We start from the raw sequence: 13636 nt of genomic DNA, 5'->3' as shown, positions 1-13636 counted from the left end.
GAAGCGGTGACCTCGAAGCGGTCCCGGAAAGCGGCGGGAGGTTCGGTCAGGGGTAGTTGACCAGGTTGGCCACGTTGGTGCTGGAGTTGGACGGGCCGCCCGTCGTGTTGATGACGTTGCGGATCGTGCCGACGCCGCCGAGCGAGACCGTCACCATGTTGTGGAAACGGACGCCCGGCGTGTTCGGCACCTCGAACGCGCGGGCCGCCACGACGCCCGGGTTGACGTTGAAGTAGCAGTAGCTGCCCAGCCCCCACGCCTCGTGCGTGGTGACGGTGTCGGCCACCTTGTACGCGGAGTAGCCCTGCGTGCTTCCGTTCATCCAGGCGGCCTGGTTGGGCGGGTCGTAGGGCATCTCGTTCTGGTAGAAGTACGTCCGGCCGCCGTTGCCGTTCCAGACGGTCTGGTGCTGCTGGTAGTGCTCGACGAACAGGCCGTACATCGTGACGTCGTCACCGTTGACGGTGAGACCGTTGGCGGCGGTGTTGCTGTTCCACCCGATGCCGCTGCCGTGGTCGCCGCGCCAGATCCACAGGTGGTCGCCGATCACGTTGTCGCTGTTGACGACGAGGCTCTGGGTGGCCTTGCCGACGGCCGCGCCGCCGACCCGGAAGTACACGTCGTGCAGCGACGTCGGGTTGGCCGCGTGGCTCGCCGACGATCCCGTGGGGCCGACCTGCATCAGCATGGCCGAGTTGGTCGTGCCCGCGTCGAACAGCACGCCGGCCACCTTGACGCCGTCCACGTCGGCGACGGTCATCGCGGTCACGCCGTTGTCGGGGACGAGCGTGGCCAGGCCCAGGCCGAGCACGACGGTGTTGGCGCGGGTCACCCTGATCGTGTCGTTGAGGTGGTAGACGGCGGGGGTGAACAGCAGGTTCAGCCCCTGCGCGAGCGCCGCGTTGATGTCCGCCGCGGTGTGGCCGGGCTTGACGACGAAGAACTGGCTGATCGGGATCGAGGTGCCCGCCGGGTTGCCGCCGGCCCACGTGGTGCCGACGGAGTTCGTCCGCAGCGCCGGGACGAACACCTGGTAGGCGCCGGCCTGGTCGACGTACAGGAACGGCTTCTCCCGCACGACCGGGGTGGTCGCCACCCTGGTGTACGGCGGGCTGGGGAAGTTGCCCGCGGGCGGGTTGTTGACGCCCACGAACACCATGTTCCAGTTGGAGCCGGTCCAGCTGCCCCACTCGGCGTTGCGCGAGAGCCACTGCTGCTGCGAGCCCGACCTGACCTGGCCGTCGATCTTCGAGTCGGCGATGAAGCCGCCGCTCGACCAGCCGCCGTCGTCGAGCTGCAGGTTGCCGCGCAGGTGCATCCGCCGGTACGAGGAGGCCTGCGAGACCGCCCAGCGGTCGGTGCCCGACGGCGGGTTGACCGACAGGTTCTCGGCGCCGCGCCAGAAGTTGTGGGTCGCGTTGCCCTGGAACCAGTCGGCCTCGACGTGCACGCCGCCGTTGATGGTGACGCTGTCGGGGGACAGGCCGAGACCGGCGATCTGCGTGTAGAAGCCGATGTTGGCGTCCACCGAGTACGAGCCGGGCTTGAACAGCAGGGCGAAGCGGTTGCCGCCGAACTGGTTGGTCTGCTGCTGGCCGAAGACCGAGTTGAGCCTGGCCTGGATGGTCGCGGTGGGCGTCGAGGGGTCGAAGATGCTCACGTTCGGGCCGAGGTCGGGGTTGTTCCCGGTCGGCGGCGGGCTGCCCAGGCTGAAGGACTGGGCGGTCGTGCCGTTGCACGTGTACTGCTGGAGCTGCACGCTGTCCCCGATCGAGGCGCCCGGCACGTCGAGGCACTTGCCGCTGTGCCGGTTGACGAAGTGGTAGAAGCCGCCGGTCTCCTCCACGGCCTGCCACTGCTGGTTGTTGCCGCCGGAGTACGACCAGAGCTGGACGGGGGCACTGTCGGCGGTGGAGACGTTCGTGACGTCCCACGCCTGGGCGGCGTTGTTGCCGTTGTTGACCCGGTAGTACCCGCCGCTGGTCGGCTGGAACTGCCAGAGCTGGGCGGTCGAGCCGTTGCACGCGTACTGCTGGACGACGGTGCCGTTGGCGGTCGCGGCGGCACGGGCGTCCACGCACTTGCCGCTGTTGCGGCTGATCACGGTGGTGAGCCCGGTGGGCGGGGCGGCCTGCGCCGTGCCGGGCGGCACGACCAGGAACGCCGCGACCACGGCGAGCGCCATGAGGATGCGCCTCATCCGATCCTCCTGGAATCCTGCCGTGACGCGGGCGAGGTGCGGGCTCGCCGGGCCGGTGCCTCGGCGGAGCCGGTGGTGCCTGGGGTCGGCGCGGCGACCGCGCCCGGAGGCGGCGGTGGGGGGTGCTGCGGGGTCACGGTGGCTCTTCTCTGTGGGGTCTCTTCCTGTGCCGCGGTGCGTGCGCTCCTGGCGCCGGGCATCGTCGGCTCGTACGGCGAGGTGACGGATCCGGGAGCCGTTCCCGTGGCCCGGTAGTCCCTCCGGTAACTTCACCTTTTAAATTAACTCGGATCAAACACGGGGGCAGGAGGCTTGTCAATAGGAAAGTTTCCAAATAGTAATTGCGCGGCACCGCGGGAGCGGCGACGCGGTGAGGCGCCCCGCCTGACGCCTCACCCGACCTCCGGACACCCGGCTGTGCCGCCGACCATGGGCGCTGTTCGATCGGGCGCGAGCCCACATGCTGAAGGAGCGGATCCTGCTGCCCGGCATCACCGTGCTGACCCGGTTGGTCCGCAAGGCGGAGAACGACCGGCTGTACGCGCTGTTGTCGGGGCGGTTGTCGAGTGAGATGCGCACGGCGCTGACGGGGCTGTTACGCGTGGCCGACGGCCGCGGGTTCTCGGAGCTGGACCGGCTGCGCACGGCGCCGACCAAGGCCTCGGGTCGGCCAGGCGCCGATACGGCTTCTCGTGGTGCCGGTGCCGGCGGCCCAGCTCGCCGACGGCCGGGGCCGCCGGCCAGAGGGCGCTGGACGCGGGCTGACGGCCCTGCTCGATCAGCGACTCGCCGGGCTCCGACCGCGCGTGGCTGCTACGGCGGCGGCCAGGACACTCCCGGGCGCGGTACCGGGTGACGGGGTAAGGGCGTCTGGCCCGCCCTTACCCCGCGCCCGCAGGAGTCGGCAGCTCCAGGTGGCTCCTATGCCTCTCGTGCTGTCGCGGTGATCAGGCGGCCTCGCCGCGGGCGATGTAGAGGTTCATGTCGGTGAAGTCGACGGTGATGTTGTAGGGCTTCCAGAAGCAGTGGGAAAACCAGCCCATCGAGTCGAATCCTGTCCCATAGGGCCAGGGCACGTTGACCGGCCCGTTTGGGTTCGTGTAGCAGTAGACCTCCTTGGCGACGGCGTCGCCGACGCGGATTTCCTTCGGGTAGCAGGGGTAGACGACGGCCGGGTGGCTTTGGGCGAAAGTTCCGACCTGGCGGTCGTGATCGGTGCGGATTCCCAACTGCTCGGCTGTTTTCCCGACCACCCCCGCGGCGATCTCGCCGACTCCGCCGAAGTTCACGCCCACCACCCCTGTGCGGGAGCCGGCGGCGCCGGCGAAGCTGCCCGTGCTTTGCAGGTATTGCTCACGGGCCAGCCACAGCGGCAGGGGTTCGGCGCCCGCCCGTGCGGCGGCGGCGCGTGCCTTCCTGGCCGTTTCGGGGGTGCGGCGGCGCAGGATCAGCTGCCGGCCCGCGTAGTCGAAGGTGGTCAGCAAGTGGTAAAAGACCCACGTGCCGATCAGGCCGTCGCAGTCGGTGTCGACATCTTCGCCCGACTCCGTTGCCGACCAGCTCACGGGGATGTTGCGCAGTTCGATGCCGCCCAGCTTCAGGGAGTCCAGGATCCCCCAGTACGCCCAGATGGTAACGCCCTCGAAATCGGTCTTCTGACTGGCGACGGGGCTCAGCCCGGCCTCCTTGGCCACCGACGCGCGCAAGCTCAGATTCGGGGCGCCGGTGTAGAACGAGAAGCGCTTCGTCGGTCCGCCGTTGACCGAGGCCTCCACCAGCGGCCTCGGGTCCATCTGCTTCCATGGCACTCGCGCCGTCTCGCCATGGACCTGATACGCCTCGCCGCTGACCGCCGCGAACCACTTGGCGTAGCTGTCCTCGCCTGCCGCTTTCCAGCGGGGTGCGGCCAGGGCGAACTTGTCCTGCCGGATGTAACAGTCGCCCAGGAGATGGTTGGTTTGCTTGTCGTCGGGCGCCAGGCTGAGTGCCATCTTGAGGTATTTCTCGGCGTCGGGGAACCGGTTGGACAGCAGCCCGACGTAGCCGCGCTGGCGGGCCGCGTGCAGGTTTTTGGGATTCTTTTTGAGGATCTCCTCGTACGCGCGGCCGGCCTGCTCGAACTTGCCGGCCTTGAACAGCGCGTCCGCGTCACCGCTGCTGGCCAGCGCGGTGGCCGCGCCGCCCAGCAGCGGCGCGGTCGCGGCGGCACCGGCCAGCACGGAGGCGCCCCGCAGCAGCGAACGGCGGTCCCATCGTCCGTCATCAGCCATGTCTTCTCCTTTTCGTGATCACCTTCGCCGTGACTTTCCGTCCGACGGACGGGCACAACACCTCCGGCCGGCTCGTCTCGCCCTGCTTGGTGAGGGCGGCGCCGGAGGTGCCGGGGCCACCCGGGCGGTACAGCGTCGTCCCGATGCGGCGCGCTCCACAGCTCGCCCGCCGGTCGGCCCAGTCCACTGTCGGACGGCCGTGTTCCCGCCTCGTCCGCGCCGTGTCATGGTCGCGTCACGGCCGCAACCGACGGTGGCAGCCGCCGACGAACCGGGACATGCGGCAGACAACGCGCGCGCATTCGGCAACCGATCGTGGTTCATGATGAGCTGAGAAGGTGTCCCCGTCATGGAACGAGGTCGTCGACGACCTGGACGAGGGCCACGAGAGCTGACGGCCGCGTGATCATGGCGGTGTTCCGGAAGGGGATCCCCCCGCCGGAACACCACCCAGCCCGCACAGACCCCAGGTCAGGATGTTCCGTATAGCTGTTCCGCAAACTGTTTCAGTGAAGGGGGCACTATTGGGGGCGCCCAGCGGGGAGACGGGGCCGGCGGGATTCCGGCGGTCCCTCAGGGAAGACCCGGTCCATCCTGGGACGTCTCGGAGGGGGCCGCCCCCGGGGAGTCACGCCACGCGGCCCGATGCAGGCGGGCGGTCAGCGTCCGCAGGTGTTCCACCAGCTCGGGGGGCTCGTGGACCTCGAACTCGAAGCCGAACGCGGCCACCCAGACCGCGAGATGGTCGAGGCTGTCGGAGCCGATGCGCAGGACGCAGGTGTCGTCGTCCACGGGTTCCACCACGCCGAGGGTGGGGGGAACCTCGTCGGCCACCGCCCGGGCCGAACCGTGCATGGTGAGCACCGCCCGGTAACGGTGGCGGTCCGTGGTCATGCCCAGGGCGAAGTATCCGGCCAGGTCGTCGGAGGGAAGCGGCCGGGGGACGAACCGGGGCCCGGTGGGGACGCGCGGGGACAGCCTGTCGACCCGGAACCTGCGCCAGTCCGACCTTTCGGTGTCCCAGGCGAAGAGATACCAGCGCCGCCCGCCGGTGACCAGGCGGTAGGGCTCCACGTCCCGTACGCTCTCCGAGCCGTCGTGGGAGACGTAGCCGAACCGCAGCCGCCGGTGGTCGCGCACCGCCGAGGCGATCGCGGTCAGCGTCGAGGGATCGACGGTGGGACCGGGCATCGGCATGGTCACCATGGCCGAGCTCAGCGTGCTGACCTGGTGGCGCAGCCGCGAGGGCAGCACCTGGTCCAGCTTGGCCAGGGCCCGTACGGAGGTCTCGGCGATGCCGGTGACCGCGCCCCCGGCCGCCGTCCGCAGCCCGACCGCCACCGCGACCGCCTCCTCGTCGTCGAGCAGCAGCGGGGGCAGCGAGGCGCCCGCGGCCAGCTGGTAGCCGCCGCCGACGCCACCGGTCGCGTTGATCGGATACCCCAGGAGCCGCAGCTTGTCGACGTCGCGGCGCACGGTCCGCGGGCTCACCTCCAGCCGCCCGGCCAGCTCCGCGCCCGACCAGTCCCGATGGGCCTGCAGCAGCGCGAGCAGGCGGAGCAGCCGAGCCGAAGTCTCCAACATAAGACGATTTTTCCATCTATCGCGGACAGGAGCTGGCCGCGAATGCTCCTAACGTCTGCGCCATGACCACAGAAAATCCGATGACCGTTCTCGTGACCGGTGCCACCGGCACCGTCGGCCGCCCCCTCGTCGAGCGGCTGCTGGCCGAAGGGCACCGGGTCCGCGCCCTCACCCGGAACCCGGCGAAGGCGAACCTCCCCGCGGGCGCCGAGGTGGTGGCGGGCAACCTCGCCGACACCGCGACCCTGCCGGAGGCCCTCTCCGGCGTCGACGCCGTACACCTGATCGGTTTCGGCGGGGACGACTTCGCGCCGCTGACCAACGGCACGGAGATCGTGGACCTGGCGAGGAGGGCGGGCGTACGCAAAGTGACGGTGCTCAAGGGGGACGTGACGAAGAGCCCGCTGGAGGAGGCCGTCGAGGCCGGCGGCCTGGAGTGGACCCACCTGGCACCGGTGGAGTTCATGTCCAACGCCCTGGAGTGGGCGGATTCCGTGCGGAACGAGGGCGTCGTCCGCGAGGCGTTCGCCGGCGCCAGGAGCGCCATGATCCACGAGGCGGACATCGCGGCGGTCGCCGCGACCGCGCTGACCACCGACGGCCACGCGGGCCAGGAGTACTGGCTGACCGGGCCGCAGGCGCTCAACCCGCCCGAGAAGGTAGGCGTGATCGGCGCCGTCCTGGGCCGCGAGGTGCGCTACGTCGAGCTCACCAGGGACGAGATCGTCGCGGAGTGGCGCGGGAGCGGCTACTCCGACGAGGACGTCGAGTTCTTCCTGGCGATGCGGACCAACCCGCCCGAGGCGGGCTACACCGTGCTCCCCACCGTGCAGGAGGTCACCGGAAAACCGGCCAGGACCTTCGCGGAGTGGGTCCGGGAGAACGCCGCCGCCTTCGGAGCCTGACAGCCGCACCGGGCTGCCCGGCCTGACATCGGCCCGGCCCGTCCCTGACATCGGCACGCCCGCCCCGCCTGACGTCGGCGCGACCCACCCACCCGGAGCCGCACACGCGGCGGACGGGAATCTCCGTCCCGTGGAGCGGGGGGACGTCAATCCGGCGGGTAGATCGTCGTGGCGGCGGTGAGGACGAAGGCCGTGAGGTCGTCGACGTACCGGGGGCTTCGCGCGGCCATCTCCGCGCGCAGCTCCTCCGGTGTGGCCAGCACGTGGTTGAGCACCCCGCCCATCAGGGTGTCGAGGATGAGGGTGGGCGACGCCCGCTCGCCCAGCTCGCCGCGCGCGATGGCGCGACGGATGATCGCCCGGGCCTCCAGCACCCGCGAGCGCCGGATGGTGGCCGACAGGCCGGAGAACAGGCCGGGGTAGGCGCGGGCCTCGACGTGCAGCCGCAGGCCCGCCAGCCCGTGGGGGCCGAGATAGTGGTCCATCATGGAGCGGGCGAGCTCGCGCAGGTCCTCGCGCAGGGTCCCGGTGTCGGTGGAGATGGCGGGCAGCACGAGGGCGTACTCGATCGCGTCCCTGACCAGCCGCTCCCGCGTGGGCCATCGCCGGTAGATCGCCGCCTTGCCGATCCCGGCCCGCCGCGCCACCGCGTCGAGGGTGAACTTGGCCCAGCCGAGTTCGGCGTAGATCTCCATGGCCGCGCGGAGGGCCTTGCGGTCCACCTCCGCGTCGCGGGGCCGGCCGGGCCCGGCGGCACCGGCCGTGGGTGCGGGCACTGCTGTCACCTCCCGAGGGGACATCGGTTCGAAATCCTAGACGCGACCGGCATGTCGGTACTTAAGGAGCGCGACCGCAGAGGTCCGGCCTGCCTGTCTCGGGGGGTGAAGGCTTGCCCGGCTTCGGAGCGCGGGGATACCCTCGATCCTGTTTAAGGACGATATTCGTCTATAAATCGTACCTGTTCACCTCGGCTTTCGCGGGTGACCAGGGTGGTCATCCGCCCGGGGCGGTGACGGACCCCATCCCCGAACCCGCTGGAGCGTGAAGATGACCTTCGAGGGCCTCGACCCCCGCACGCCGGTGCTCGTGGGCGTCGGGCAGTCGTCCGAGCGGATCGGCGAGCCCGGCTACCGGCGGCTGTCGCCCGTCGAGCTCGCGGCGGCCGCGGTCCGTGAGGCTTTCGCCGACACCGGGGCGGACCCGGCACGGGTCGCCGCCGCCGTCGACACCGTGGCGGGGGTGCGCCAGTTCGAGATCTCCGCGCCCGGCGTTCCCTCGCCGCTGGGCCGCTCCACCAACTACCCCCGCTCCGTCGCCGGCCGGGTGGGGGCGGATCCCGGCCGGGCGATCCTGGAGGTGGCGGGCGGGCAGGCACCCCAGCACCTGGTCAACGAGCTCGCCGCGACGATCGCGACGGGCTCCTCGCGGGTGGCCCTCGTCGTCGGGTCCGAGGCCATCTCGACGGTGCTGCACCTGGCCGGGGCCGAGGACAGGCCCGATTTCGGCGAGACGGCCGAAGGCGACCTGGAGGACCGAGGCTACGGACTCGAGGGCCTGGTCTCCCCGTTCCTGGCCGCGCACGGGCTGGCGGGCGCGCCGGGCCAGTACGCCCTGCTCGACAACGCGCGCCGGGCCCGCCTCGGGCAGACGAGGCAGGAGTACGCGGCCGGGATGGGCGCGCTGTTCGCCCCCTTCACCAGGGTCGCCGCCGCCAACCCGCACGCCGCCGCCCCCACCGAGCGCGGTCCCGCGGAGCTGGTCACCCCGACCGAGGACAACCGGCTCATCGCCGAGCCCTACACCCGCTACCTCGTCGCGCGCGAGAAGGTCAACCAGGGGGCGGCCGTCCTGCTGATGTCCGTGGCCGAGGCCAGGCGTCTCGGCGTTCCCGGGGAGAGGTGGGTCTTCCTGCACGGCCACGCCGACCTGCGCGAGCGCGACCTGCTGGACCGGGCCGACCTCGGCAGGGGACCGGCCTCCGTCATGGCCGCTCGGCACGCCCTGGAGCTGGCCGGCATCGGGGTGGCGGACCTGCACGCCATCGACCTGTACAGCTGCTTCCCGATCGCCGTCTCCAACATCTGCGACGGCCTCGGCCTCGCCGCCGACGACCCGCGCGGGCTGACGGTCACCGGCGGCCTGCCCTTCTTCGGCGGGGCGGGCAACAACTACTCGACGCACGCGATAGCCGAGATCGTCCAGCGGCTCCGCGCCCGGCCCGGCTCGTACGGAATGGTGGGGGCCAACGGCGGGATGCTGAGCAAGTACTCGGTCGGCGTCTACTCGACCACCCCCGCCGGGTGGCGAAAGGACCGCGGCGCCGCGCTGCAGGCCGAGATCGACGCCTGGCCCGCCGTCCGGCAGGCCGTCCGGGCCGACGGGTGGGGCACGATCGAGACCTACACCGTGAGGCACCGGCGGGCCGGCAGCCGCTTCGGCATCGTGGTCGGGCGGCTGGAGGCCGACGGGCGCCGCTTCCTGGCGACGACCGCCGACGGCGACGAGGAGACGGTCGCCCTGCTCGGCGACGGCGAGCCCGTCGGCCGGCGCGTCCACGTCCGCTCCCTCGACGCCGGCAACCGGGTGACCGCCGGCGCCGCCGGGACGGGCGGCTGACCCAGGACACGATCGGCCAAGATCGGCCAAGATCGGCCACGGTCGACGCCGTCACGCGGGTGCTGGAGGGTGATCGCGAACCGGCCGCGCTAGGGTGGGAGGTGCGGATCCCGCCGATGCCGGGGTCCCGCGGCGGTGGGGCCCGCCGCACCCAACCGCGGCACCCGCTGCCGCCAACGGTCCCTGCCCGTGACAGGTCGTGCCCGCGCATCCGTGCCGGGCCTCCACCACGTGTAGGGAGAGGCATGCGTCCGGACCAGGCGAGGTTCACGGTGGCGACCGAGCCCATCGACCCCGACATCGATCCCGACATTGATCCCGGGCTCGCCCCCGGCACTGACCCCGGCGCCGGTCCCCCCGGCGGGCGCGGGCGCGGTGAGCCGCGTCGCTCCCGTCACGGGGTCCTGGCGGTGATCGCCGCCGGTGGCGCGATCGGTACGGGGGCCCGCTACGGCGCCGCCCTGCTGTGGCCGACCGCGACCGGCTCCTTCCCGTGGACCACGCTGGCGGTCAACGTGGCCGGTTGCCTGCTCATCGGTGTTCTCCTGGTCACGATCACCGAGGCGTGGACCGCGCCGGTCTGGGTGCGGCCGTTCCTGGCCACCGGCGTGCTGGGTGGTTTCACCACCTTCTCCACCTACTGCCTGGACATCGAGCGCCTGGTCTCCGCCGGCCGGCCCGGCCCGGCGCTCGGCTATCTGGCGGCGACGGTCCTGGCGGCGCTGGCCGCGGTGGCGGCCGGCACGTGGACCACCCGGTGGTTCCTGGCGAGAAGAGCGGGAACGGCGATGGTGAGGAGAACGCGATGATTCCAGCCGGACGGGCGCTGCGATTGACGATCTTCGTCGACGACACCGACACCTGGCACCACCGGCCCCTGTACACCGAGATCGTGCACCGTGCCCACGCCGCCGGGCTGGCCGGGGCGTCGGTCTTCCACGGCCTCGAAGGTTTCGGCACCACCTCGATCGTGCACACCACCCGGCTGCTGTCGATGGCCGACGACCTGCCGGTGGCCATCACGATCGTCGACACCGAGGAGCGGATCCGCGCCTTCCTGCCACAACTTGACGATCTCCTCACCGAGGGGCTCGCCATCCTGGACGAGGTCGAGGTGGTTCGCCACCGGGGCGGGCGAGTGACGTGAACGGGCCGCAGAACTGGCTTCCGGTGCTGCTCGGCGGCGCCGCCGGGGCACCGCTGCGCTATCTGGCCGACCGGGCCGTGCAGGCCCGCCACGACACGGTCTTCCCCTGGGGGACCTTCATCGTCAACGTGGTCGGCTCGCTGATCCTGGGCCTCCTGACCGGGGCGGCGCTGTCCGGCGCGGTGGGCACCGACGTGCGGCTACTGCTCGGCACCGGGTTCTGCGGGGCGCTGACCACGTACTCGACGTTCTCCTACGAGACGCTGCGGCTGGCCGAGACGGGAGCGGTCCTCTTCGCGGTGGCCAACGTCGTCGCCTCGGTCGTCGCCGGGCTGGGGGCGGTGTTCCTCGGCCTCGCCCTCGCCCAGGCGATCCTCGCGTGACCTCGCTCCACCGAGGTCCGGGAGGCGCCTGTCCGGGAGGTGTCTGCCCGGGAGGCCTCCGGTCTCGGTAGGGGGACCGGCGCGTCAGGCGTCCTGCCGCGCGGGCCGGCCGGCGTCGAAGGGCCGGTCGTCGAAGGGACGGGCCATCTCGTCGAGGACGTCGTCCATGATCTCGTCCAACGGGCGGGTCTCGTGCTCGTCGGTCCACAGGTGCGTGGCGATGCGCATCGCGACCAGGAAGGCCGCGGCCATCACCTGGGGGCGCGGGCCGGAGCCGCCGTCGCGTTCGGCGATGACCTGGGCGAGCTCGCGTTCGAGGTTGGTGTGGTTGGCCAGCTGCCTGGCCAGGAGCGAGGGGTGCCGCTTGGCGAGCCTGGCGCGGATCACCCACTGCCTGTCCGGCCCGCCCATCTGGCAGTAGACGTCGCGGGCGGCCTCGTGCAGCGCCCGCCAGGCCGACTCCCCGGCGGGACGGGCGCGGATCCGCTCGACCAGGAGGCGGATACGCTGCTCGTCGCCGTAGAGGAGGGCGTCCTCCTTGCTGGCGAAGTAGTTGGAGAAGGTCCGCCGGGAGATGTTGGCGGCGTCGGCGATGGCCTCGACGGTGACGTGCTCCAGGCCGTGCTCGACGGTGAGCCGCAGGGCGGCCTCGTGGACCGCCAGCCGCGTCTCGGCCTTCTTGCGCTCGCGCAATCCCGCTGTGATCTCCATGACGTGAACAGCCTACTGTCCGGACAAGTATGCCCAGTGCGCAAACTTTCCCATTGGGCATGTATCTTGTCACGGTCTGTCCTAATTACCGGTATCGGAGGTCGTGCGTGAGCACGCAAGCGGTCGCGCCACCCGGCGCGGAACCGATGACCCATCGCGAGATCCTCGAAGCGCTGAGCGGTCTGCTTCTCGCCCTGTTCGTGGCGATGATCAGTGCCACGATCGTGTCGGTGGCGCTGCCGCAGATCATCGGCGCCCTCGACGGCACCCAGTCCCAGTACACATGGGTGGTCACCGCGTCGCTGCTCGCCGCGACCGCGTCCACCCCGGTCTGGGGCAAGCTCGCCGACCTGTTCAGCAAGAAACTGCTCATCCAGATCTCCATCGTCATCTTCATGGTGAGCTCGCTGGCCTGCGGATTCGCGCAGAACACCGGCCAGCTCATCGCCTTCCGCGCCGTCCAGGGCCTCGGCATGGGCGCCCTGCAGGTCCTGGTTCAGGTCATCATCGCCGCGATGATCAGCCCCAAGGAGCGGGGACGCTACAACGGCTATCTCGGCGCCGTGATGGCCGTGGCCACCGTGGCGGGCCCGCTCCTCGGCGGCCTGATCGCCGACACCTCGTGGCTGGGCTGGCGCTGGTGCTTCTTCATCGCCGTGCCGTTCACGATCGTCGCCTTCGCCCTGCTGCACAAGACGCTCCACGTGGTCACGGTCCGGCGGCCGGGCGCCAAGGTCGACTACGCAGGCGCCACGCTGATCGCCGCGGGTGTGAGCGTCCTGCTCATCTGGATCACCTTCGTCGGCAACTCCTTCGACTGGATCTCCTGGCAGACCGCGGCCATGGTCGGCGGCGGAATCGTCGTCCTGGGCGTCGCCGTGCTGGTGGAGTCGCGGGTCAAGGAGCCGGTCGTGCCGCTGCACATCGTGCGCAGGCGCGACCCCGCCCTCGCCATCCTGGCCAGCCTCGCGGTCGGCATGGCGATGTTCGGCGGATCGGTCTTCCTGGGCCAGTACTTCCAGATCGGCCGCGGGTACGGCCCCACCGAGGCCGGCCTGCTGACCATCCCGCTGATGCTCGGCGTGCTGCTGTCCTCGACGGTCTCCGGGACGCTCGTGTCCAGGAGCGGCAAGGTCAAGCCGTACATCGTGGCGGGCGCCGTGGTGCTCACCGTCGGATTCCTCGGCCTGTCTGTGATCGACCACGAGACCTCGCTGGTGTTCGTGTCGGCCGCGATGCTGCTGGTCGGCATCGGCGTCGGCATGTCCATGCAGAACCTGGTGCTGGTCATCCAGAACGTCGTCCCGCTGCGGGAGCTGGGGGCCGCCAGCGGCGCCATCACCTTCTTCCGCTCGCTGGGCGGCACGATCGGGGTCTCGGTCCTGGGCGCGATCCTGGCCAACAGGGTGGCCACCGGCATCGCCGAGGGCTTCGCGAAGGCGGGCATCCGGCCGTCCGGCTCCGGAGGCAACACCCTCAACCTCCAGGCGCTGCCCGAAGCCGCGAGGACCGTCGTGCGCGCGGCGTACGGCGACGCCACCGGGCACATCTTCCTGGTCTCCGCCGGGATCGCCGCGGTGGGCGTCGTCGCCGCGCTCTTCCTCAAGCCGACCAGGCTGCGCGACAGCCTGGACCTGCCGGACACGCGGGAAAGCGGCGCCCTGGCCGACTGACCCGGGCGCCGCCGCTCGCGAGGAGGCGCCCCGGCCCCTCGGCGCCCGGGTCACCCCTCCGCCCGCGCACCCTCTGCCCGCGCACGCTCGCCTCTGCCCGCGCATCCTCCGCCCGAGCACCCCCCGCCTGCGTACCCTCCGCCCGCT

11 protein-coding genes are annotated in these 13636 nt (G+C 71.2%); 6 read left to right on the top strand and 5 right to left on the bottom strand.

Features of this window, described 5'->3' with window-relative positions:
* Positions 1-46: 46 nt before the first annotated feature.
* From ACFFRH_RS26060 to ACFFRH_RS26050, 3 genes are all read right to left on the bottom strand, one after another.
* A complete protein-coding gene (locus ACFFRH_RS26060) occupies positions 47-2200 on the bottom strand; it encodes a pectate lyase-like domain-containing protein (protein ID WP_344749541.1) in 2154 nt (717 codons plus the stop codon).
* Positions 2201-3147: 947 nt separating this feature from the next.
* The gene (locus tag ACFFRH_RS26055) at positions 3148-4470 is read right to left on the bottom strand and encodes an aspartyl protease family protein (protein ID WP_344749539.1); all 1323 of its coding nucleotides are present in this window, start codon (positions 4468-4470) and stop codon (positions 3148-3150) included.
* Between the two features lie 573 nt (positions 4471-5043).
* Positions 5044-6054: a helix-turn-helix transcriptional regulator gene (locus ACFFRH_RS26050; protein WP_344749538.1), complete on the bottom strand. Its 1011-nt coding sequence runs from the start codon at positions 6052-6054 to the stop codon at positions 5044-5046.
* Positions 6055-6116: 62 nt separating this feature from the next.
* Here ACFFRH_RS26050 and ACFFRH_RS26045 point away from each other — a divergent pair, with 62 nt between their 5' ends.
* A complete protein-coding gene (locus ACFFRH_RS26045) occupies positions 6117-6959 on the top strand; it encodes an SDR family oxidoreductase (protein ID WP_386160225.1) in 843 nt (280 codons plus the stop codon).
* Between the two features lie 146 nt (positions 6960-7105).
* Here ACFFRH_RS26045 and ACFFRH_RS26040 read toward each other — a convergent pair whose 3' ends face one another.
* Positions 7106-7735, bottom strand: coding sequence for a TetR/AcrR family transcriptional regulator (locus tag ACFFRH_RS26040; protein WP_344749536.1), 630 nt, complete (start codon positions 7733-7735; stop codon positions 7106-7108).
* A gap of 271 nt (positions 7736-8006) precedes the next feature.
* Here ACFFRH_RS26040 and ACFFRH_RS26035 point away from each other — a divergent pair, with 271 nt between their 5' ends.
* From ACFFRH_RS26035 to crcB, 4 genes are all read left to right on the top strand, one after another.
* A complete protein-coding gene (locus ACFFRH_RS26035; RefSeq protein WP_344749535.1) occupies positions 8007-9575 on the top strand; it encodes an acetyl-CoA acetyltransferase in 1569 nt (522 codons plus the stop codon).
* Between the two features lie 245 nt (positions 9576-9820).
* Positions 9821-10384: a fluoride efflux transporter FluC gene (locus ACFFRH_RS26030; RefSeq protein ID WP_344749534.1), complete on the top strand. Its 564-nt coding sequence runs from the start codon at positions 9821-9823 to the stop codon at positions 10382-10384.
* A complete protein-coding gene (locus tag ACFFRH_RS26025; RefSeq protein ID WP_344749533.1) occupies positions 10381-10722 on the top strand; it encodes a DUF190 domain-containing protein in 342 nt (113 codons plus the stop codon). The genes ACFFRH_RS26030 and ACFFRH_RS26025 overlap by 4 nt, the downstream gene beginning before the upstream one ends.
* Entirely contained in the window at positions 10719-11105 is a 387-nt protein-coding gene (crcB, locus tag ACFFRH_RS26020; protein WP_344749532.1) for a fluoride efflux transporter CrcB, read from the top strand. The genes ACFFRH_RS26025 and crcB overlap by 4 nt, the downstream gene beginning before the upstream one ends.
* A gap of 84 nt (positions 11106-11189) precedes the next feature.
* Here crcB and ACFFRH_RS26015 read toward each other — a convergent pair whose 3' ends face one another.
* Positions 11190-11816, bottom strand: coding sequence for a TetR/AcrR family transcriptional regulator (locus tag ACFFRH_RS26015; RefSeq protein ID WP_344749531.1), 627 nt, complete (start codon positions 11814-11816; stop codon positions 11190-11192).
* A 107-nt stretch (positions 11817-11923) separates the two neighbouring features.
* Here ACFFRH_RS26015 and ACFFRH_RS26010 point away from each other — a divergent pair, with 107 nt between their 5' ends.
* Complete coding sequence (locus ACFFRH_RS26010) at positions 11924-13489, top strand: MDR family MFS transporter (protein ID WP_486389162.1); 1566 nt, start codon at positions 11924-11926, stop codon at positions 13487-13489.
* Positions 13490-13636: the final 147 nt, after the last annotated feature.

This window comes from Streptosporangium vulgare, assembly GCF_042428775.1.
GTDB lineage: Bacteria > Actinomycetota > Actinomycetes > Streptosporangiales > Streptosporangiaceae > Streptosporangium > Streptosporangium vulgare.
Note: the sequence above shows the minus strand (reverse complement) of the source record. Positions and strands in the feature narration are given on the sequence as shown.